Below are 19,707 nucleotides of genomic sequence, written 5' to 3'. Positions count from 1 at the left end.
ACGCTCAGTCGAAGACGAAGGCGGTGGCGTCCTTCGGGAACGAGGTCCAGGCGCGAATCCGGCGCGGGTGCACGGCCGGCACGCCCTCGGTGTAGTCCTTCGCCCGGAAGACGTTCTCTCCGTACTCGGGATACTTCGCGTTCAGCAGTCCCGCGATCTCGTCGGCGACCTCCGGCGCGAACCCGGTCTCGCGCACCTCGCCCTCGACGACGACCAGCTTCCACGGGTCCGGCAGGTTCACCGTCACCTTCGGGTGGGCGGCGGCCAGGCGCCGGTGGAGCGTCTCCGGACTGCCGCCGTAGACCAGCTTCTCCTCGAACCAGATCCCGTCGAGCGGGGTCACGTGCGGGCTCCGGCCCGGACGTGACCCGTCGAGCGGGGTCACGTGCGGGCTCCGGCCCGGACGCTCGAAGGCGAACCAGAACTGCTTCGCCTCGGCCAGCCGGTCACGTACGTCCTCCCACGCCATCAGCTCGCTGGGCGTGCCGTACTCCGTCGGAAATCGAACCTGTTCTGTGCGCATGGCTGTGAGTCAAGCAGCGTCCACAGCCGCCGCGCCTGACCGTTCTTGCGCATAACCGGTGGCATCCGGCCGGCCGTCGCGGGAAGGATGGCGGCCGTGACCGCACCCCGAGCAGTCGGCGTACGCATCTCCTACGCCGACGTCCCGCCGGCCGTGACCCGTTGGGTCGAGGAGACGCTCGGCTCCGCCGTGGTCTCGTACGCCGACCAGGTCGGTGGCATGTCGCCCGGCTGTGCCGCGCGGCTGGTGTGCACTGACGGCACCCGAGCCTTCGTCAAGGCCGTCGGGACGGAGCTCAACCCGGACACGCCCACTCTGTTCCGCCGCGAGATCACGGTCCTCGGGCTGATCGGCGAGCACCTGCTGTGGGCGCGGCTCGAAGCCTCCTACGACGACGGCGACTGGGTCGCGCTCATCCTCGAGGACGTCGAGGGCAGCCACCCCGACCTCGCTGACGACGCGGTGATGGACCGGCTGCTGGAGGCGACCGACGAGCTCAGCGGTGTGTTGCATGAGCGGTCGACCGGGGCGGCCGTCGACGGCGCCGGGGGCACTCTCGACCCGGGACTGACCAGCCAGCAGCACATCTTCGGCCAGTTCGCCGCGGCTCTCGACGCCGTGCCCGATCACCCGGAGGCGCCGGTGCCGGCCTGGGTGCGTGCCGATGCTCCGTCGTGGGCGGCGAGGGTCCGTGCGCTGGGCGGCGACTCGATGGCCACACTGGTTCACTACGACATCCGGATCGACAACCTGCTGCAGCGGCCCACCGGCGAGATCGTCTTCCTCGACTGGGGCGCCGCCGGTGTCGGCCCCGACTGGCTCGACCCCCTCCTGGCGAGGCTGGAGAGGGTCGACCAGGACTGGTTCGACAGCTCCCTGGCATCCTCCGCACCGCTCGCCCGGGTCGGTGACGAGGCGGTCACCACCTGGCTCGTCGGGATCGGCACCCACCTGGCCGTACGCTCGGTCACCGCCGTCGACGTCAACCTGCCGACGCTGCAGGAGTTCCGGCGTACGGAGTCTGCTCGGTTCTTGAGCGCAGCGGCCCGGCGTCATCTGTGATGGACTGACCCGCATGCATTTTCGGGCTGCATCGATCCTCGTCCTCGTCGCTGCGACATCCTCGGCCTGCGGAAGTGGTGGGGGCGGGGCCAGGTCCGCCCCCGTCACGACGGACACCCCCACACCCTTCGCAGCCTCATCGGCCTCGGCCCCCGAGGGATTCACCGCGGCCGAGTGCGCGGCGAGCGTCGACGGGAAGCCGGCCACACTGAAGCTGGTCGTACCGGACGGCTTCTCCTCCCAGTCCGTCGACCCGAGCGACCACTCCCCCGACGGCGAATGCACATGGGACGACCCCGACGACCGTTTCTTCAGCGTCCAGGTCGGCCAGACGAAGTCGCTCGCCGCCGAACGCGACGAGCTCGAGGAGTTCGAGGACATCGGCGGCGACGACAGCGTCGAAGACGTCACCTACGACACCCCTGCCGAGTTGTTCGGCGGCCTAGAGGGCGAGCGCCTCACCTGGTGGTCCTACTCCGACGGCAGTCCCGCCGACTGCGTCGAGGTCCAGGCCAACGGCATCCGCCTGTACTGGCGCAGCCCCGACGACCTGGACCAACGCCTCGACGACTTCGACATGACCCTCGACAGCGTCGAGCTCGTGCGCTCCTGAGCGCTCAGGCAGCGAGGACGTGCTCGACGAGTACGCGGCGGAGCTTGCGCTCTGCTGGTGAGAGTGGTGACGGGTCTGGTCGCCAGGGGTCTCGTGGTGGGCTGGTGTAGGTATGACCGGTTGGGGTGATGGTCGTGATGCTGCCGTCGGGGTTGGGCCTGGATCGCCAGCCGAGCGACTCCTTCGCCTGGTTGCATCTTTCACACAAACCTTGAAGGTTGTCGGCGCTCGTCGTGCCGCCGTCTGCGTGGCGTTCGATGTGGTCGATGTTGCGGATCGGGGCGTCGCAGCCGTTGGTCCGGCAGATGCTTTCGTCGCGGATGGCGATGAACTCGGCCAGCCCGTCAGGTGCCTTGCGCGACCGCGACTCCATCGCGACCAGCTGACCTGCCGGGTCGGTGAGCAGGCGGCGAACGAACACCTCGGCGTCGGCGAGTGCTTCGCGTGCCCAGGCGGCTGGGACGGGTCCGTAACCCTCGACCATCGCGGGCTGGTCGGCGGTATTGGTCAGGGAGTCGGCGGTCATGACGATCTTGACCTCGACCTTCGGCTTCGCGCCTGCCTCGCGCCCGGTGACACGGTCGACCAGTGTGTCGGCCATGACCTGGCCCCTGGTGCGCTGATCGCCCGCGGCTTGGGCTGCCTTGGCTGCCTGGTCGAGGGCGGCGAAGACCGCGACGCCGTCCTTGACCGGCAGCATTGCACCGAGCCAGGTCATCGTGTCGGGTGCTGGTCGCACTCTGACCCGCCGGTCCTTCTCCGCGCTCGCGGCGCGGGCGACGACGGATGCTTGGTCGAGGGTGATGGCGAGTTTCTTGGCGGTGTTCTCGAGTTGCCGCAGACCCATCGTGACGACCTTTGGGGCAGCGCCGTCTGGTGTGCGGGCGCAGAGCTCGTGGTCGATGACTCGGCGATCCTGGAGAGAGAGGCATGCGGTCTCGCGAGCGAGGATGGTGGCCTGCCATTGAGAGAACAGGCCGGCCTTCATCAGCGCGAAGGTGTGTGGCATCTCGGAGGTGAGGATCTTCGCCAGTCCCAGCAGCTTCGCGCCTTTGGCCGGCGAGACGCGGCGGGCGAGGGCGATCTGGGAGGCGACGCCGTCGCCGACCTTCCGGGCGGGCACGCCGGCTTCCGTGTGCCGTGCGCGGGTGGCTTCGTCAAGGCGTACGGCGGCTTCGGCCTGGATCGCTTCGGCTCGGCACTTGAGGTTTTCGAGACCGGTGATCCAGTCGATCAGCTCTGCTTCGGAGGCACCTGGTGGTGGTCCGGTGAGGAGCTGGTTGGGGGTCTCGTTCATGCGTTTCATTATATGCGAACTCGAGTGGCGATGCTACCTATTTGCCCTAGTCAGGCCGTCTTTTTAGGAGTATTGAACTGTTGTTCAGAGGGTGGTCTCGACAAGCTCGACCACCGGTGGGTTGGTGTGTCCGCGGAGGGGGTCTCGACAGGCTCGACCTCCGGGGGCTTGGGGTGTCCGCGAAGGGGTCTCGACAAGCTCGACCACCGGTGGGTGGGTGTGTCCGCGGAGGGGGGCTCGACAGGCTCGACCTCCGGGGGCTTGGGGTGTCCGCGAAGGGGTCTCGACAAGCTCGACCTCCGGTGTCCGGGGTTCAGGGCGATCGTCCACGGAGCGGATTGTGTTGGTCTCGACACGCCTTCGCCCAGGGGCTCCGGCGGCTCGACCAGCGGTGGCGCGCGGTCCCTGCCCCGACTCGACGTCGACTCTGTCGAAGACTCATGAGCCCGCGCCACACCCCTCGCCGCCGCCCCGATATTGGCGGAAATCTTTCTCGATCAGGTGCCGGGTCAAGGACCGCGAAGCGGCCGGCGAAGCCGGCGCCCGAAGGGCGTCCTTGACGCGGCGCGTGATCGAGAAACACTCAGAGATCGGGTCGGCGGCGAACCTGGGAACGAAAAACACAGTCGTCGACCGATGTCCGCACGCAGGGTGGTCTCGACAAGCTCGACCACCGGAGACTCAGGTCTCGACAAGCTCGACCACCGGGGCAGACAGACCTACTTCTTGTCAGAAGCCTGCGTAGTGGAGAGCGCAGCGACGAAGGCCTCCTGGGGCACCTCGACGCGGCCGACCATCTTCATCCGCTTCTTGCCTTCCTTCTGCTTCTCGAGCAGCTTGCGCTTACGCGAGATGTCGCCGCCGTAGCACTTGGCGAGGACGTCCTTGCGGATGGCGCGGATGTTTTCTCGGGCGATGACGCGGGCGCCGATGGCGGCCTGGATGGGCACCTCGAACTGCTGCCGCGGGATGAGCTCCTTGAGCTTGCCGGCCATCATCACGCCGTAGCTGTAGGCCGCGTCGCGGTGGACGATGGCGGAGAAGGCGTCGACGGGCTCGCCCTGGAGGAGGATGTCGACCTTGACCAGGTCGGCGGCCTGGTCGCCGGAGAACTCGTAGTTGAGCGAGGCGTAACCCTTGGTCTTCGACTTGAGCTGGTCGAAGAAGTCGAAGGCGATCTCGCCCATCGGCAGGACGTAGCGCATCTCGACGCGGTCTTCCGAGAGGTAGTCCATGCCCTGCAGGGTGCCGCGCTTGGCCTGGCACAGCTCCATGATGGTGCCGATGAAGTCCGAGGGCGCCAGGATCGTCGCCTTGACGACGGGCTCGCGGACCTCGTTGATCTTGCCCTCGGGGAACTCCGAGGGGTTGGTCACGATGTGCTCGGTGCCGTCCTCCATGACCACGTCGTAGACCACGTTGGGGGCGGTCGAGATGAGGTCGAGGTTGAACTCGCGCTCGAGGCGGTCGCGGGTGATCTCCATGTGGAGCAGGCCGAGGAAGCCGCAGCGGAAGCCGAACCCGAGCGCGCCGGAGGTCTCCGGCTCGTAGGTCAGCGCAGCGTCGTTGAGCTGCAGCTTGTCGAGCGCCTCGCGCAGGTCGGGGTACTGGTCGCCGTCGATCGGGTAGAGCCCGGCGAAGACCATCGGGTTGGGGTGCTCGTAGCCGCCGAGCATCTCCTCGGCGGGCTGGGCGTTGGTGGTGACGGTGTCACCGACGCGCGACTGGCGTACGTCCTTCACGCCCGTGATCAGGTAGCCGGTCTCGCCCACGCCGATGTGGTCGGCCTTGACCGGCTCGGGCGAGATCACGCCGAGCTCGAGCATCTCGTGGACGGCGCCGGTCGACATCATCTTGATCTTGTCGCGGTGCTTCAGCGAGCCGTCGAAGACCCGGACGTACGTCACGACACCGCGGTAGGTGTCGTAGACCGAGTCGAAGATCAGTGCCCGTGCGGGCGCGTCCGCGTCGCCCTCCGGGGGCGGGGTCTGCGCCACGATCTCGTTGAGCAGGTCCTCGACGCCGAGCCCGGTCTTCGCCGAGACCTGGAGCACCTCCTCGGGCTCGCAGCCGACGAGGTTGGCGAGCTCCAGGGCGTACTTCTCCGGGTTGGCCGAGGGCAGGTCGATCTTGTTGAGCACCGGGATGATGTGGAGGTCGGCGCCCATCGCCAGGTAGAGGTTGGCGAGGGTCTGCGCCTCGATGCCCTGGGCCGCGTCGACGAGCAGGATCGCCGCCTCGCAGGCCTGCAGGGAGCGGGAGACCTCGTAGGTGAAGTCGACGTGACCGGGGGTGTCGATCATGTTGAGGACGAACGTCTCGCCCTCGTTCTCCCCCGAGGTGGCCGTCCACGGCATCCGCACGGCCTGGGACTTGATGGTGATCCCGCGCTCGCGCTCGATGTCCATGCGGTCGAGGTACTGCGCGCGAGCGGCTCGCTCGTCGACCACGCCGGTCAGCTGCAGCATCCGGTCGGCCAACGTCGACTTGCCGTGGTCGATGTGGGCGATGATGCAGAAGTTGCGAATGATGGCCGGGGGCGTGGAGCCGGGCTTCGGGGCAGCACTCATGATGTGGGTCATCCTCCCACGCTCAGTACTGATGGAACCAAAGCGGCAGCTGCACCGACTCACCGGGGCAGGTCACGTTGCGGTCGCGGTCGTCCTCGAGCCACTGGACGATCACCGCAGCACCGCCCTGGAACATCCACTCCCCGCCGCAGCGCTCCAGCGCCGCGGCGCGCGAGGTCTCCCCCGCCGGACGCCATTCGGGCAACTGCAGCTTCAGGTCGCCGACGATCGGGGTCCACAGCCCGCCGATCGAGTAGACCCCGACCCGCTTGCCGGCGTCACGGTAGCCGGCCACCACGCCCTTCACGACCGCCTGGTTGGCCGCGATGTCGTCGGACCACTCCCAGACCGCGACCGGCTCGACGTCGATCCAGACCGAGGGGGACTCCAGCCCGGCGCTCTCCATCTGCTCGAGGTTCCATCTCGCCTGCTGGTAGCCGACGTTGGTCAGCCTGCCGATCCGGGTGTCCGGGTCGCCGGGGCCCTCGTCGCCGTGCTCGCGCAGGTCGGCCCGCTCGGGGAACGAGACGATGGCGTACGCCGAGGTCATCACCTTCCGCTCGCGGGCCCACTCGGCCTGCGAGGCCAGGCACGGGTTGGGACGGAAGGCCGGACCGTTGCTGAGCCCGATGATCACGAACTCCGCGGAGTCGAGCGGCCTCGGCAGACCGAGGGTGCGCCGCTCCTTGATGCCCATCCCCTTGGGACACTGTGGCCAGCTCATGTCGCCGCCCTCGACGATCCCGCGGTCCTTGGCCGGCGGCAGCGACGGCACCTCCAGCGACTCCTGCGGTCGCGGCGGGGCGCTGGCCGCACCGCTCTCGCCCGCTTCCGCCTCGGTCGAGGCGCGGGCCGAGGGCGACGTCGAGCCTGAAGAACCGGGCGACTCGGGCTCACCGGCGCAGCCGAAGAGCGCCGGCGCCGCGAGAAGCAGCAGCGCCGCGGCGTACGTCTTCCTGCTCGGCCACATCACCGCAGATACTGCCACCCGTATCCCAGGTAGCGTGCGACGGCCTCGACATCCGAGCGTGTAAATCGGTTGACGCGACGCGCTGGATCGGCGTCTCCGAGCCCCGCTCATATGCATCGCCGGGGCGTCGCGAACTACGTTATTGTCCCGCCTGACCGTCTCCCGTCCCGGGCTCAGGAGGACCACCCAGACCATGAGCGAGATCCATGTCGTCCCCAAGGACATGAAGACTTCGATCACGATCGCCGAGGATGCCGAGCGCGACATCCGCAAGGCCGACTCGGCGGGCCACCTGAGCAAGGCGGGCGGAGCGATCCCCGGCGCGGAGTCGGTCGGATACCTCTCAGACCTGGGCACGAGATGGGAGTCCGAGACCGACGACGCCGCCGACGATGCGCAGGATCTCGCCTCGGAGATGGAGAAGGCGCTCCACGACTTCCAGACCACCGACGCCGGAGCCGGCGCGGCCGGCCGCCGTGTCATGGGCCCCAGCTGATGGCGGCCACCTTCGGCCAGCTCAAGACCTGGAAGGCAGCGCCGCTGGGTGCTGCCGGCGACGGGCTCAAGGCCGACCTGCGCAAGCTCGAGTCGAGCCGCGACGACCTGCAGGCCGGTGGCGTACCGAAGTCGTGGCAGGGCCTCGCCGCCGACGCCGCCCGCGTTCGCTGCATGTCCCTGGTCGTGAAGCTGGGGGACCACATCTCCGACAAGCAGCGGATGAAGAACGCGCTCTACACCGCCGAGACCGAGGTCGAGGCCATCGAGCGGATGGTCCAAGGCATCCTCGACCGGGCCAAGACCCAGGAGTTCGCCGTCGGCGACGACGGCTCGGTGACCAGCACCGCGACCCCGCCGACCTTCCGCCACCGCATCGAGGCCGAGGAGTGGGGCGAGAGCCGCCGCCTCACCGCGCAGTCGATCGCCGATGACATCACCGACGCCCTCGCCAAGGCCGAGCGCGTCGACATGATCCTCATCGACGCCATCCCGGCCGGCACCGATCAGGGTCTCGACGACACCCGCGAGCAGCGTGGCATGGCCTCCCCCGAGGTCGCCGAGCGGTGGGCCCAGCTCACCGACCAGGAGAAGCGGGCGATCATCGACCAGAAGATCGAGGAGCTCGCCGAGGAGTATGGCGTCGAGGTCGAGGACATCGTCTGGGACGAGACGGGCAACACCAACGGCTCGTGGCACGAGGGCGACCACACCGTCCACCTCAACCCGAACCGCCTCGAGGATCCCGACGTCCTCCACACCGTCGCCCACGAGATGCGCCACGCCCGGCAGCACGAGGCGGTCGACGACATGAACGACTGGCACTTCCCATGGCAGGACGACCCCTTCGACATGCACGAGGAGGACGGCATCACCGAGGAGCAGGCCGAGGAGTGGGAAGACAACTTCGAGGACTACCAGAGCACCGAGAACGGCGCCACGTTCGAGGAGTACTACAACCAGCCCGTCGAGGCCGACGCTCGCAGGTCCGGTCGCGACTACCTCGACACCCTGACCGCCGATGAGCTCGACCGTCTCCTGAAGGAGTCGAAATGACGACGTACGCCGACCTCGTCACCGCCTACCTCGACGACCCCGGCCCCGAGACGCTGGGACCGCTGCGCCGCGCGGTGCGGAACTCCGAGAACTTCAGCGTCGATCTCGACCTCGAGGCGGTCGACACGTTTCTCACCGACGGCTCGTACGCCGAGGCCGCGGCCGCGCTGCGAGCGCTGATGCCCGGCGCGATCTTCAGCCCGTCGGCCCACCTGCGGCTGGCGACCGCGCTGGAGCGCACCGGCGAGGAGCGCTCCGCCGCCCGTGAGCGCCAGGTCGCGAGCGCCGCGCTGCGCAGCATCCGTGACAGCGGCGACGGCACCGAGGAGCACCCCTGGACGGTGCTGCGGGTCAACGACGAGTACGACCTGCTCCGCGCGCTGAAGAAGACCTCAGACCGGCAGGAGCTCATCGAGACCGGCGGAAAGCGCATCGACCGACACGTCTGCACCGACGGCACCCTCGCCCACTTCGACGCGACCGCCCTGGTCTGATGGCGCTCACCTTCGGCCAGGTCAAGACCCGGAAGGCGGCCCCGCCGGGGGCAGCCGGCGACGGGCTGAAAGCGGACCTGCGCACGCTCGAGTCCAGCCGCGACGCCCTGGAGGCCGGCGGCGTACCCGCGTCCTGGCAGGGCCTCGCCGCCGACGCTGCGCGGACGCGTCGCGCAACGTCCGCGGCGGGTCCGGCGTATCCCGTCTCGATGAGACCCCGAACCCGCCTCCTCAGCGCGCCGCTCATCGGCGTGCTCGCCGCGGCGCTCCTGGCCGGGTGCGCGGGCGACCGCGACAAGGACGGCTGCGACATCTCCGCAGCCGGCGGCTCGTTCAGCCTCGCCGCGGCGATCGAGCCGACGCGGCTCGACGCCCGGTCCGTCGTCACGGACCCCGACGGGAAGTACGTCGTGGCCAGCTGCTCGGAGGGGATGTGCCGTTGGGACAGGGCCGGCGGGGCGTACGAGACGGTCTCGAAGGACGGCTACGGTGCGATCAGCGCCGACCTCGCGCTGGTGGCGCGGAAGGTCGGCTGCTCCGACGTCGCGCTGGTGGAGGTCGACGGCGGCGAGCAGGTGCAGCGGCTCGAGGGGCTGCCGAACCCGAAGGTCACCGATGCGAGCCCGGTCGGGCCGATCGCCTTCAGCCCCGACGGGGAGCTCGTCGCCGCAGCGGGGCTCGAGGGCGACCTGATCATCTGGTCGGTCGAGGACGGCGAGGAGGTCGCGAGCGCCGACCTGGAGGGCGGCATCGGTTCGATCTCGTTCAGCCCCGACGGTGAGCTCGTCGCGGTCACCGGCGGGGACAGCGTCACGATCCTGGAGACGGACTCGGGCGAGGAGGCGGGCAAGATCTCTGCCGCCAGCGGCGTCCGCCCGGCCTGGAGCTCCGACGGTCGCTGGCTGGCCGGCGCCACCACCGAGGGCTACCCGACCATCTGGAACACCACGTCGTTCGAGGCCGTCGAGAGCCTGCCCGGCGGCGGCGCCGTCGCGGTCGCCTTCTCACCGGACGCGAGCTCGCTGGCCGTGGTGACCGCCCAGCCGATGCTGTCGGTGTGGACACCCAAGGGCCTCGGCGGCTCGGGCGCAGACCGCGACGTGACGCGTTCGGTGCCGGCACGGTCCGAGGTGCTCTTCAGCCCCGACGGCAGGACCGTCTTCACCGCATCGGCAGCGGAAGGCGTCGCTGCCTGGGACCTCGCCACCGGCAAGCCCGCCGCGGAGCTCGATCAGCCACCGCTGGACCGCTAGTCGCGCTGGCGCTTCCTTGGCGGCGTGCACAAGGATGGCGTCGTGAGTGCGATCCCGACGAACATCCCGCACGGGCAGACCGCCCGTCGCCTGGAGTGGCCCCACCTGCCCCCGTTCCTGCGATCCTCGATCGAGAAGCGGCTCGGAGGTGGGCCGGTGGTCTCGGCGGAGTCGCACGCGGGTGGCTACACGCCGGGGTTCGCCTCGGTGCTGACCTGCCAGGACGGGTCGCAGCACTTCGTGAAGGCGGCCTCCGCCAAGGCCCAGCGCGACTCCGCCGCCCTCCACCGGGAGGAGGCGGCGAAGCTGAAGAAGCTCGCCGGCTGGATCCCGGCCCCCAAGCTGAAGTGGTTCGACGACGGCGAGTGGGTCGTCCTGGCCTTCGAGCACGTCGAGGGCCGGCAGCCGCTGCGGCCGTGGACCTCGGCTGACCTCGAGATCGCCTCGGCGGGGCTGGTCGAGGCTTCCCGGGCACTGACGCCGGCCCCGGGGATCGGCTGGGCGACGTTCGCCGAGGAGCACGCTGCGTACCCGGAGCTGTGGGGGCGGGTCGCCGGCTACCCGCACTCCGATCGTGCCGCCGAGCTCGCGGCGGGTTTCGCGGAGCACACCGCCGGCGAGACGCTGCTCCACCTGGACGTACGCGACGACACCATCCTCATCCTGCCCGATGGCGAGGTGCTGCTGACCGAGTGGACCTGGCCGGTGCTCGGTGCCGGGTGGATCGACTCGCTCCTGCTGCTGGTCGGGCCGCGCGGTGACGGGCTCGACGTGGAGGCGTTCCTCGCCGCCCATCCCCTGCTCGCCGACGTCGCGCCGGAAGCCATCGACTCGGTGCTGGCGCTCTACGCCGGCTACTTCCTGGCCGCCGCAGAGCAGCCGGTGAAGACGACCTCGCCCCACCTCCGCAGGATGCAGCGGTGGCAGGGCGAGGTGTGTCTGGACTGGCTGAGCGAGCGCCGAGGTTGGGATCAGCTGGTGTAGAACGCGTCGATGCGCTCCTGCTCCCGCTTCTCCACGACGTTGCGCTTGACCTTCAGAGACGGGGTGAGCTCACCGCGCTCGACGGTGAGGTCGTGCTCGAGGATCTCCCACTTCTTGATGGTCTCCCAGCGGTTGAGGCCCGCGTTGAGCTCGTCCACGTAGCCGCCGATCAGCTCGCGCACCTGCGGCGAGGTGACGATCTCCTCGTAGGACTTCCCCTCCAGGCCGTTGGCCGCGCCCCAGGCGGTGATGGCCTCCGGGTCGAGGGTGATCAGCGCCGTGACGAAGTTGCGGTTGGCACCGAAGACCAGGAACTGGCTGGAGTAGGGGCACAGCGCGGCGAACTTCGACTCGATCGCCGGCGGCGCGACGTACTTTCCGCCCGAGGTCTTGAACAGCTCCTTGATGCGCCCGGTGATGGTGATGAAACCCTCGTCGTCGATCGAGGCCTTGTCACCGGTGTGGTACCAGCCCTCCGCGTCGAGCGCCTTCGCGGTCTCGGCGGGGAGGTTGTGGTAGCCGGGCATCACGTGCGGGCCGCGGATCAGCAGCTCGTCGTTCTCGCCGATCTTGACCTCGCTGCCCGGGAAGGCCTTGCCGACCGTGCCGAGCTTGTTCTCCTTGATCGAGCCGACCGCCGCACCGGCGGCGTTCTCGGTCGAGCCGTAGCCCTCCATGATCAGGATGCCCGCGGCGCGGAACCACTCGGCGATGTCGCGGTTGAGCGGGGCCGAGCCGGAGATGAAGAAACGTACGCGGCCGCCGAACCGGTCACGGACCTTGCTCAGCACCAGCTTGTCGAGCACGGCGTGCTTGAGCGCGATGGAGGCCGGCACCGACTTGCCCTCGCGCAGCAGCCGGTCACGGGCGATGCCGTTGGCGAAGGCGGCGTCGAAGAGCTTCTTCTTGATGCCGCCGTCGGCCTCGGTCATCATCACGATCTTGGAGTGGACCTTCTCGAAGATGCGCGGGGCCGCGCCCATGAAGGTCGGCTTCACGATGCCGAGGTTGTCGACGATCTTGTCCATCCGGCCGTCGATCGCGGTCGGGAACCCGCAGGCGATCTGCACCGAGAGCAGCACCTTGCCGAACACGTGCGACATCGGCAGCCACAGGAACTGCAGGTCGTCGGGGCCGAGGACGTCCTGGGTGCGGATGGCCTCACCCTCGTAGACCCAGGCACGGTGGAGCAGACGTACGCCCTTCGGCTTGCCCGTCGTACCCGAGGTGTAGACCAGCGTCGCCAGGTTGTCGGCGGTGATCTTGGCGGCGGTCTCCTCGATCAGGTCCGGGTGCTCGGCCAGGTACTTCTCGCCGATCGCCGCCAGGTCGTCGAGCCCGATGACCCGCTCACCGTCGGACGTACCGTCGAAGGTGATCACCTTGACGATCTCCGGCAGCTCGGCGGCGCGCTCGGCGATCTTGGCGAGCTGGCCGTCGTCCTCGGCGAAGACGAAACGGCACTCGGCGTCACCGAGGATGTAGGCGGTGTCCTCGACGTTGGTCGTCGGGTAGACCGTCGTGGTGGCCCCGCCGGCGAGCATCACGGCGAGGTCGGCGATGATCCACTCGTAACGCGTGGTCGACGCGATGCCGACCCGCTGCTCGAGCTCGAGGCCGAGGGAGACCAGCCCCGCGGCGAGCTTGCTGGCCTGGTCGCTGGCCTCCTTCCAGGTCAGCGACTTCCATTCCTCCCCGCCCTCCGGGGTGGTCGAGCCCACCACCGGGTAGCGGAAAGCCTCCTTGTCCGGGGTCGCCTTGACCCGGTTGAGGAAGTGGAGCGCGAAGTTCGCTGGCATGTCATCGAGAAATGCGAGATCGGTCTCGGACTGGGTCGGCATGATTCTCCTGGCCTGCAGTGTGAGCGTGGGGTGAACGGACGGTGTGTACGAGAGGCGCCGCGCGGGGGACCCTAGACGCTCGAGACGCGCCACAACAGGGGTTCCGCCGGAATTCTCGTGACCGAGATCACCCCAGCCTACCCTCCAGTAGGTACTCCGGGTACGGCGATTTGAGGCCAAACCGCACGTGTCTGTAATCTTGACCGCAAGCGTGTTCGCGTAGGCCTCTCCCCTCTCACTTTCCCCGAGGGGCCGGATTGAGAGCTCGCACCACCACACGTCGAAGCACTGGAGAGCATTCACCCATGGCTAACATCAAGTCGCAGGTCAAGCGCAACAAGCAGAACGAGAAGGCGCACGAGCGCAACAAGGCCGTCAAGAGCGAGCTCAAGACCGTCATCCGGAAGTTCCACGCCGCCGCCGAGTCCGGCGAGAAGGACACCGCCGTCGAGACCGCCAAGGTCGCTGCCCGCAAGCTCGACAAGGCCGTCTCCAAGGGCGTCATCCACAAGAACCAGGCCGCCAACCGCAAGTCGGCCATCGCCAAGAAGGCTTCCTCCCTCTGAGGTGAGTCCACCGAAGCCCCCGTCCTCGTGACGGGGGCTTTCGTCATTTGCCGAGACGTCAGTTCGGACGGCCGAGACGTCAGTTCTGACGATCGAGACGTCGATTCTGGCGGCCGAGTGCGTACGTAACTGCCGCCTCGGCCGACCTAACTGCCGTCTCGGCGGGGAGGGTCAGCGCTGGCGGAGGGCGGCGATGGTGAGGACGAGCCGCTCGAGGGTGTACGCGGGATCGCTGGCGGCGCCCTTGAGGTCGGCGTCGGCGCGGGCGACGGAGCGGAGGGCCTCGCCGACCGCTTCGCGGGACCAGCCGCGGGCGAGGGCGGCGATGGACTTCTGCTTCCAGGGTGGGGTGCCGCTGTCGCGGATGCCGGCGACGTGGTTGGCGACGGTGCGGAGCTGGCCGGCTACGGCGGAGAGCACGTAGACCGGGGAGGAGCCGGTGTCGAGGGCCCAGCGGATCTCCTCGAGCGCCTTGACCCGGTCGCCGGAGATGATCGCGTCGGCGATGACGTAGTTCTTCACCTCGGCACGCCCGCCGAAGTACTGCTTCACGTGCTCGAGGCCGAGCCGCTTGGCGTCGTTGTCGTTGGCGAGCTGGCTCGCCGCGGCGGAGAGGGCGCGGAGGTCCTGGCCGACGGCCTGGATCAGGAAGTCGGCACCCTCCTCGTCGAGGCTCGCACCGTGGAGCCGCATCTCCGACTTCACGAAGCTGCCGAACTCGCGCGCCTTCAGCTCGACCGACTTGTGCTCGGTCACCTTCGGGAGCTTGCGAAGCTTGGCGAGGGTGCCGCTGCCCTTCTGCCCGCCGCCGTGGACGAGGACCAGCGCGACCTCGTCGGACGGCATCCCGGCATAGTCCACCAGGCCGGCCACAGACTCGTCGGGCAGGTTCTCCAGGTTGCGCACCACGACGCAGCGGATGCTCGAGAAGAGCGACGGCGCGCTCAGCTCACCGAGCGTCGCCAGCGTCAGGTCGGCGGCGCCCGCCTCGGAGATCTCCGCCTCGGGGTCGTAGTCCTTCACCGCGGCCTTCGCGGCGGCCACCGTCCGCTCCCCCAGGAACTCTTCCTTGCCGGTCACCAGGGTCACCCGACCCAGCACGTCGGAGGCCGAGAGATTGCCGGTGGGGCTCGGGGCGGAGGCGGTGCGTGCCATGCTCACACCTTCCCACACGGCACCGACACTCACTGCGTCACCACGTCGGCCTCACCTCCCGACTCGACGACCGCGAGGGAGCCGTCGCGGTCGGTGCGGTAGACCTCGGTGCCCCCGGTCTCGAGACCGCGCACGGTAGCGGTGGCCGGGTGACCGTAGTCGTTGTCGGCTCCGACCGAGGTGAGCGCCACCTGCGGCCGCAGCGTACGCAGCCAGTCGAGGTCCTGATAGCGCGAACCGTGGTGGGGCACCTTGAGCACGTCGACGTCGAGACCGGCCAGGTCGTCGGCCAGCCGCTCCTGTCCCTCCGGCTCGATGTCGCCGGTGAGCAGCAGCCGCAGCCCGTGGGACTCGACCAGCAGCACCACGCTGGCGTCGTTGGCGGTGGAGCCGTCGCCCGGCCCGCGAGTCTCGGAGTCCGTCATCGGCCAGAGCACCTGGAGCCTCACCTCGCCGATGGTCGCCGTCGCGCCGTAGGGCGCCGGGCCCGGTACGACGCCGGCCGAACGTGCCGTCTCGGTCACGAGACGGACGCCCTCGCCCGGATCCTGGAGTCGCGAGGTCCACACCTCACCGACCTGCCGGCCGGCGAAAACACCTTCGATGCCGCTGACGTGGTCGGCGTGGAAGTGGGTGACCACCGCGAGCGGGACGTGGTCGATCTCGAGCCGGTCGAGACAGTCGTCGACGAGGTCCGGGTCGGGGCCGGCGTCGACGACGACCGCACTCCCCGCCCCGGTACGCACCGCCAGCGCGTCTCCTTGACCGACATCGCACATCGCCAGCACCCACCCGGGCGGCGGCCAGGCAGGTGTCGGCAGCCGCACCAGCGCCACCGCAAGCAGCACCAGACAGCCGGCGACCCCGGTGACCGGGTGACGCAGGATGCGAGGCGCCACGAAGGCGATCCCTGCGCAGACCGCCACCAGCACACCCAGCGCCAGCGGCCCGGTCCCCCAGCCGACCTGTGCGGTGGGCAGGCCGGCGCCAAAGCGGGCGACCGCGATGATCCAGGCCACGCACCAGGTGGCGGTCGTGCCGGCGACCATGCCGAGCGGCTCCCACGCCAGCCCGAGAAGGCCGCCGAGGAGACCCAGCACCGTTGCCGGGGCGACCGCCGGCTCGACGAGCAGGTTGGCGAGCACCGCGACCAGGCTGACCTGTCCGGAGATGGCGGCGACGACAGGCGTGCACGCCAGCTGCGCCGCGGCGGGGACGGCGATCGCCTCCGCACACCACTGCGGCATCCACCGCCGCATCGCGTCACGCCACGGCGGCCCGAAGATCAGGATGCCGGCTGTGGCCAGCACGGAGAGCGTGAACCCGACCGACGTCGCCAGCCCGGGGTCGATCAGCAGCAGACCGGTCACCGCCGCGCCGAGCCCGCGCAGCGCTCGCTGTCGACCGTTGTGGGTCATCGCGAGCAGGCCGACCGCACCCATCGCCGCCGCTCGCACGACGCTCGGCTCGGTGCGTGCGAGGACGATGAACCCGAGGATGCCGAGCACGCCGACTGCATAGAGCCCTCTCCCCCGCACCCCGGCCCAGCGCGCGACGATCAGCATGAACCCCACCACCAGCGTCAGGTTGGTGCCCGAGACCGCGAGCAGATGGGTGAGGCCGGTGGTGCGGAAGTCGTCGGCGAGCTCGTCGGAGAGCCCGGTGTCGTCGCCGTCGACCAGCGCCGGGACGAGGGCGGCCTGGTCGGGCGGCCGGTGAGCGACCGCGTCGCGGATGGATCCACGCAGCGAGTCGGAGGCTCGCCACCAGACCCCCGGGCCGGCCACGACCCGCGGTGCGCCGGCGATCAGCAGCGCCGACTCCTCATGGGAGTCGCTCGGGCCCAGCCGACCCGTCGTCGACACGGTCGTGCCGAGCGGGACGTCAGCCCAGCCGTCCTGACCGAGGACGACCACCGGGGTGCGCAGCCGGTAGACCACCCCGCGTCCCTTGATCTCCCGCACACTGATCCGGCGCAGCTGATAGGTCGCGTGCTGGCCGGTCACCTCCTTCGGGTCCGTGGTCACGGTGGCGGTCACCCGCACCTGTGCTCGTCGCTCGGCGAGGTCCGCCACCGGGTTGTCGCTCACCCGGGCGGCATGCAGACCGGCGACCGCGGCCGCCCCCGCCACCATCACCACCAGCGCGAGCGCCGTCGCTCGCCGTCTGTGGATCGCCCAGCCGCCCGCAACCGCGAGCACCGACCCCAGGACCACCAGGAGAACAGCGCCGAGCATTCCCCCGGTCACCCCGAACGGCCCGGCCAGCGCTCCCGCCCACGCGCCGGCGCCGAGCAGAGGCAGTCGCAGGTCGTTCACAGCATGACCAGGGGCTCGAGCTTGGCGAAGGTCTTCGGTCCGATCCCGTCGACCTCGAGCAGCTCGTCGACGGAGGAGAAGGCGCCATTGGTCGTGCGCCAGTCGATGATCGCCTGCGCCGTCACGGGCCCTACCCCGGGCAGCGTCTCGAGCTGCTCAGCGGAGCCGGAGTTGAGGCTCACCCCCGTCCCCGCCCCCGGCGCCGCAACGGGACCTCCCGAGCCGGGCCCTGCCACCCGTGCACCGCCGTTCGGAGCGCCGACCACGATCTGCTGGCCGTCGGTGAGCACCGCGGCGAGATTGAGCCCGGCGAGGTGCTTGTGGGGCGCGCCCCCAGCGGCCTCGACGGCATCGACGACCCGGGACCCGACGGGCAGCACGACGATGCCGGGCTCGGGCACCTTGCCCTCCACGTCGACCGTCACCGTCCCGGCCGACGCACTCTCCGACGGCGCCGCCGATCCGGTCGGCAGCTCCACCAGCGGAGAGGCCGAGGAAGAGGGCGCCGCCCGCGCGGCAGGCACCACCTCCGGGTCGGCGCGGATCATCCACCAGCACGCCACCGCCAGGCCCACGACCAGCACCAGCGAGACCACGACGAGATGCCACGGTCCGAGACTGACCCGTCCCCGAAGCGGCTCCGGTAGGACCGCATCGGGCGAGATCACGACCTCGCGCCGCGACGCGTGCCGCCCAGGCACAGGCACACGCACAGGCACCGTCGGATCGAGCTCAGCGGTGTCGGTCGCGACCGGCCCGTCCCACCAGGGCGGCTGCCAGTCCTCCTCCCCACCCTGGCCGTCGTCCTCGTCCGGCGGGTCGATCTCGGCACGCAGCTGCTCTAGGCGCCGGGCGACGGCGTCGGCATGTTCGGAGGTCGGTCGGGTCCGCATGACGCCGAAGGTATGCGCCGACGCCGACACTCAGAAGCGTGATCCAGGCCCCTGTGGAGAACCCGGTCCTCAACCGACCCTGTGGACGGTGATCGGCCCGAAAAGACTAGACCAGAGGCTAGAGACAGGGCCCCACGACGACCGCCACACACCCCGGACCGACGTGTGCCCCCAGGACCGCACCCAGCTCCCCGACGCGGATCTTGCCGTTGATCTTGTCGTCCAGCTCTTCGTAGAGCCCCTCGGTCATCGCCGTGGCCCGGTCCGGGCTGCCCAGATGAGCCACGACCACCTCGACGGCGTCGCGATCCTCACCGGCCTCGACCCCGAGCGCGCGCAACCTGGCGATGGCGCGCTCGGCGGTGCGTACCCGCTCGTGGGGAACGACCCGACCGTCCTCGATGGTGAGCAGCGGCTTGACCGCGAGCGCGGTGCCGAGCAGCGCGGCGGCAGCACCGATCCGGCCACCGCGACGCAGGTATTCGAGCGTGTCGACGTAGAAGTAGGACTGCGTGGCGGCGACCCGTTCCAGCGCGGCGTCGCGCGCCTCGGCGGCGCTCCCACCACGCCCTACGACCTTTGCGGCGGCCATCACCGCGAAGCCGACGCCGGGACCGACCAGCTTGGTGTCCACGGTGATCACCGGCACCGGCGACTCCCGAGCAGCCAGCATCGACGACTCGCACGTCGCGCTCAGCTCCGCGGAGAGGTGGATGGAGACGATCTCCTCATACCCCTCGGCGGCCAGCTTCGAGTAGACCTCCGCCAGCAGCGCGGGCGACGGACGCGAGGTCGTCACCGTCCGGTGCGCATCCAGCGCCGAGAGCAGCGCTTCCGGCGAGGTCTCCTCAACACCGTCGTCGTACGAGGTCCCATCCACGATCACCTGGAGCGGCACTGACGTGATCAGCTCCGCGGCGTCCCCGAGGTCGGATGGAAGCATCGCGGTCGAGTCGGTCACGATCGCTACCCGGGCCATGACCGCAGCCTAGCGGGCCGCCCCTACGCAACCGGAAACACATGTTCCGCCGACGACGGAGCCCGGGAATTTCTGTACGCAGGTCCGGAGCGGCCATTAGTGTCAGGTCCCCCCCATCCCCGCACCCTGGAGGCATCATGCCCCGCACCGTCCGACGGATCCTCACCCTTGCCGCCGCCCTCGCGGCCGCGCTCACCCTGTACGTGGCCCCGTCCGCCTCGGCCGCGACGTTCCTCACCCACTCCCAGGCCACCTCGCAGCTCAGCGCCGCGGGGATCGGCTGGACCTCGAGCGGCGGCTGCAGCGACCGCAACACATCCACCTGCACCTCGTTCGAGCAGGTCCGGCAGACCACGATCTCCGGCATCAGGACGCTGAAGTCCGCGAGCGGCTGCGCGATCACGATCACCGGTGGCACCGAGACCGGCCACTCGAGCGGCACCTACAGCCACTGGAACGGCTACAAGCTCGACATCTCGAAGACCACCTGCGTCGGCAAGTACATCAAGAACAACTTCACCTACCTCGGCTACGTCTCCGGCTGGGGCTACCAGTACAAGTCCGGCTCCGGGAACCTCTACACCGACGAGGGCAACCACTGGGACATCCTCTACTACAACTGCGGCGGCTGCTGACCC

The 19,707-nt window shown here is 69.6% G+C and carries 18 protein-coding genes; 9 read left to right on the top strand and 9 right to left on the bottom strand.

Translation table 11 applies throughout. The features are described from left to right. Positions 1 to 4: 4 nt before the first annotated feature. The gene (locus IEY81_RS10805; RefSeq protein WP_189118489.1) at positions 5 to 523 is read right to left on the bottom strand and encodes a hypothetical protein; all 519 of its coding nucleotides are present in this window, start codon (positions 521 to 523) and stop codon (positions 5 to 7) included. A gap of 96 nt (positions 524 to 619) precedes the next feature. Here IEY81_RS10805 and IEY81_RS10800 point away from each other — a divergent pair, with 96 nt between their 5' ends. Together IEY81_RS10800 and IEY81_RS10795 are read left to right on the top strand one after the other, a co-directional pair. Then, complete coding sequence (locus IEY81_RS10800) at positions 620 to 1,585, top strand: phosphotransferase family protein (RefSeq protein ID WP_189118488.1); 966 nt, start codon at positions 620 to 622, stop codon at positions 1,583 to 1,585. 13 nt (positions 1,586 to 1,598) lie between these two features. After that, positions 1,599 to 2,198 carry a hypothetical protein gene (locus IEY81_RS10795; RefSeq protein ID WP_189118487.1) on the top strand — a complete coding sequence of 200 codons (600 nt, stop codon included), beginning with the start codon at positions 1,599 to 1,601 and terminating at the stop codon, positions 2,196 to 2,198. A 4-nt stretch (positions 2,199 to 2,202) separates the two neighbouring features. On the opposite strand, the gene IEY81_RS10790 is transcribed toward IEY81_RS10795, so the two are convergent. The 3 genes from IEY81_RS10790 to IEY81_RS10780 form a co-directional block, all read right to left on the bottom strand. Beyond that, complete coding sequence (locus IEY81_RS10790; protein WP_189118486.1) at positions 2,203 to 3,495, bottom strand: HNH endonuclease; 1,293 nt, start codon at positions 3,493 to 3,495, stop codon at positions 2,203 to 2,205. Positions 3,496 to 4,214: 719 nt separating this feature from the next. Beyond that, positions 4,215 to 6,065 carry a translation elongation factor 4 gene (gene lepA, locus IEY81_RS10785; RefSeq protein WP_189118485.1) on the bottom strand — a complete coding sequence of 617 codons (1,851 nt, stop codon included), beginning with the start codon at positions 6,063 to 6,065 and terminating at the stop codon, positions 4,215 to 4,217. 22 nt (positions 6,066 to 6,087) lie between these two features. Beyond that, complete coding sequence (locus IEY81_RS10780; RefSeq protein WP_229787692.1) at positions 6,088 to 7,053, bottom strand: glycoside hydrolase family 25 domain-containing protein; 966 nt, start codon at positions 7,051 to 7,053, stop codon at positions 6,088 to 6,090. A gap of 175 nt (positions 7,054 to 7,228) precedes the next feature. On the opposite strand from IEY81_RS10780, the gene IEY81_RS10775 reads away from it, so the two are divergent. From IEY81_RS10775 to IEY81_RS10755, 5 genes are read left to right on the top strand one after another with little or no spacing between them, the layout of a single operon-like run. Then, on the top strand, positions 7,229 to 7,531 hold the full coding sequence (locus tag IEY81_RS10775) for a hypothetical protein (RefSeq protein ID WP_229787690.1): 303 nt from the start codon (positions 7,229 to 7,231) through the stop codon (positions 7,529 to 7,531). Further along, complete coding sequence (locus IEY81_RS10770) at positions 7,531 to 8,586, top strand: hypothetical protein (RefSeq protein WP_189118483.1); 1,056 nt, start codon at positions 7,531 to 7,533, stop codon at positions 8,584 to 8,586. Before IEY81_RS10775 ends, IEY81_RS10770 begins: the two co-directional genes overlap by 1 nt. Continuing rightward, on the top strand, positions 8,583 to 9,080 hold the full coding sequence (locus IEY81_RS10765) for a DUF4919 domain-containing protein (RefSeq protein ID WP_189118482.1): 498 nt from the start codon (positions 8,583 to 8,585) through the stop codon (positions 9,078 to 9,080). Before IEY81_RS10770 ends, IEY81_RS10765 begins: the two co-directional genes overlap by 4 nt. Continuing rightward, positions 9,080 to 10,333 carry a WD40 repeat domain-containing protein gene (locus tag IEY81_RS10760; RefSeq protein WP_189118481.1) on the top strand — a complete coding sequence of 418 codons (1,254 nt, stop codon included), beginning with the start codon at positions 9,080 to 9,082 and terminating at the stop codon, positions 10,331 to 10,333. Before IEY81_RS10765 ends, IEY81_RS10760 begins: the two co-directional genes overlap by 1 nt. 42 nt (positions 10,334 to 10,375) lie before the next feature. Beyond that, positions 10,376 to 11,317, top strand: a complete 942-nt coding sequence (locus IEY81_RS10755; RefSeq protein WP_189118480.1) for a protein kinase family protein — start codon at positions 10,376 to 10,378, stop codon at positions 11,315 to 11,317. Here IEY81_RS10755 and IEY81_RS10750 read toward each other — a convergent pair. Next, positions 11,305 to 13,116 carry an AMP-dependent synthetase/ligase gene (locus tag IEY81_RS10750; RefSeq protein WP_229787688.1) on the bottom strand — a complete coding sequence of 604 codons (1,812 nt, stop codon included), beginning with the start codon at positions 13,114 to 13,116 and terminating at the stop codon, positions 11,305 to 11,307. The genes IEY81_RS10755 and IEY81_RS10750 overlap by 13 nt on opposite strands. A gap of 347 nt (positions 13,117 to 13,463) precedes the next feature. On the opposite strand from IEY81_RS10750, the gene rpsT reads away from it, so the two are divergent. Continuing rightward, positions 13,464 to 13,724 (top strand): 30S ribosomal protein S20, encoded by a 261-nt coding sequence (gene rpsT / locus IEY81_RS10745; RefSeq protein WP_189118478.1) that lies wholly within the window; start codon positions 13,464 to 13,466, stop codon positions 13,722 to 13,724. Positions 13,725 to 13,895: 171 nt separating this feature from the next. On the opposite strand, the gene holA is transcribed toward rpsT, so the two are convergent. The 4 genes from holA to IEY81_RS10725 all read right to left on the bottom strand — a co-directional run bounded on the left by holA (position 13,896) and on the right by IEY81_RS10725 (position 19,069). Beyond that, complete coding sequence (gene holA, locus IEY81_RS10740; RefSeq protein WP_189118477.1) at positions 13,896 to 14,879, bottom strand: DNA polymerase III subunit delta; 984 nt, start codon at positions 14,877 to 14,879, stop codon at positions 13,896 to 13,898. 29 nt (positions 14,880 to 14,908) lie between these two features. Then, positions 14,909 to 17,197, bottom strand: coding sequence for a ComEC/Rec2 family competence protein (locus tag IEY81_RS10735; protein WP_229787686.1), 2,289 nt, complete (start codon positions 17,195 to 17,197; stop codon positions 14,909 to 14,911). Beyond that, entirely contained in the window at positions 17,194 to 18,090 is an 897-nt protein-coding gene (locus IEY81_RS24190; RefSeq protein ID WP_229787684.1) for a ComEA family DNA-binding protein, read from the bottom strand. Before IEY81_RS24190 ends, IEY81_RS10735 begins: the two co-directional genes overlap by 4 nt. A 118-nt stretch (positions 18,091 to 18,208) precedes the next feature. Further along, the gene (locus tag IEY81_RS10725) at positions 18,209 to 19,069 is read right to left on the bottom strand and encodes a DegV family protein (protein WP_189118476.1); all 861 of its coding nucleotides are present in this window, start codon (positions 19,067 to 19,069) and stop codon (positions 18,209 to 18,211) included. A gap of 137 nt (positions 19,070 to 19,206) precedes the next feature. Here IEY81_RS10725 and IEY81_RS10720 point away from each other — a divergent pair, with 137 nt between their 5' ends. Continuing rightward, positions 19,207 to 19,704: a hypothetical protein gene (locus IEY81_RS10720; protein ID WP_229787682.1), complete on the top strand. Its 498-nt coding sequence runs from the start codon at positions 19,207 to 19,209 to the stop codon at positions 19,702 to 19,704. The last annotated feature ends 3 nt before the right edge of the window (positions 19,705 to 19,707 follow it).

The sequence above is a fragment of the Nocardioides luteus genome (genome assembly GCF_014648595.1).
GTDB classification, from domain to species: domain Bacteria; phylum Actinomycetota; class Actinomycetes; order Propionibacteriales; family Nocardioidaceae; genus Nocardioides; species Nocardioides luteus.
This window is presented reverse-complemented; position numbering and strand designations above follow the sequence as displayed.

Excerpts from the sequence above, each read along its gene's own strand:
- IEY81_RS10760 (WP_189118481.1), top strand. The coding sequence starts at position 9,080 with ATGGCGCTCACCTTCGGCCAGGTCAAGACCCGGAAGGCGGCCCCGCCG.
- lepA (WP_189118485.1), bottom strand. The coding sequence starts at position 6,065 with ATGAGTGCTGCCCCGAAGCCCGGCTCCACGCCCCCGGCCATCATTCGC.
- IEY81_RS10720 (WP_229787682.1), top strand. The coding sequence starts at position 19,207 with ATGCCCCGCACCGTCCGACGGATCCTCACCCTTGCCGCCGCCCTCGCG.
- IEY81_RS24190 (WP_229787684.1), bottom strand. The coding sequence starts at position 18,090 with ATGCGGACCCGACCGACCTCCGAACATGCCGACGCCGTCGCCCGGCGC.
- IEY81_RS10775 (WP_229787690.1), top strand. The coding sequence starts at position 7,229 with ATGAGCGAGATCCATGTCGTCCCCAAGGACATGAAGACTTCGATCACG.
- IEY81_RS10805 (WP_189118489.1), bottom strand. The coding sequence starts at position 523 with ATGCGCACAGAACAGGTTCGATTTCCGACGGAGTACGGCACGCCCAGC.
- rpsT (WP_189118478.1), top strand. The coding sequence starts at position 13,464 with ATGGCTAACATCAAGTCGCAGGTCAAGCGCAACAAGCAGAACGAGAAG.
- holA (WP_189118477.1), bottom strand. The coding sequence starts at position 14,879 with ATGGCACGCACCGCCTCCGCCCCGAGCCCCACCGGCAATCTCTCGGCC.
- IEY81_RS10725 (WP_189118476.1), bottom strand. The coding sequence starts at position 19,069 with ATGGCCCGGGTAGCGATCGTGACCGACTCGACCGCGATGCTTCCATCC.
- IEY81_RS10770 (WP_189118483.1), top strand. The coding sequence starts at position 7,531 with ATGGCGGCCACCTTCGGCCAGCTCAAGACCTGGAAGGCAGCGCCGCTG.
- IEY81_RS10750 (WP_229787688.1), bottom strand. The coding sequence starts at position 13,116 with ATGCCAGCGAACTTCGCGCTCCACTTCCTCAACCGGGTCAAGGCGACC.
- IEY81_RS10790 (WP_189118486.1), bottom strand. The coding sequence starts at position 3,495 with ATGAACGAGACCCCCAACCAGCTCCTCACCGGACCACCACCAGGTGCC.
- IEY81_RS10795 (WP_189118487.1), top strand. The coding sequence starts at position 1,599 with ATGCATTTTCGGGCTGCATCGATCCTCGTCCTCGTCGCTGCGACATCC.
- IEY81_RS10765 (WP_189118482.1), top strand. The coding sequence starts at position 8,583 with ATGACGACGTACGCCGACCTCGTCACCGCCTACCTCGACGACCCCGGC.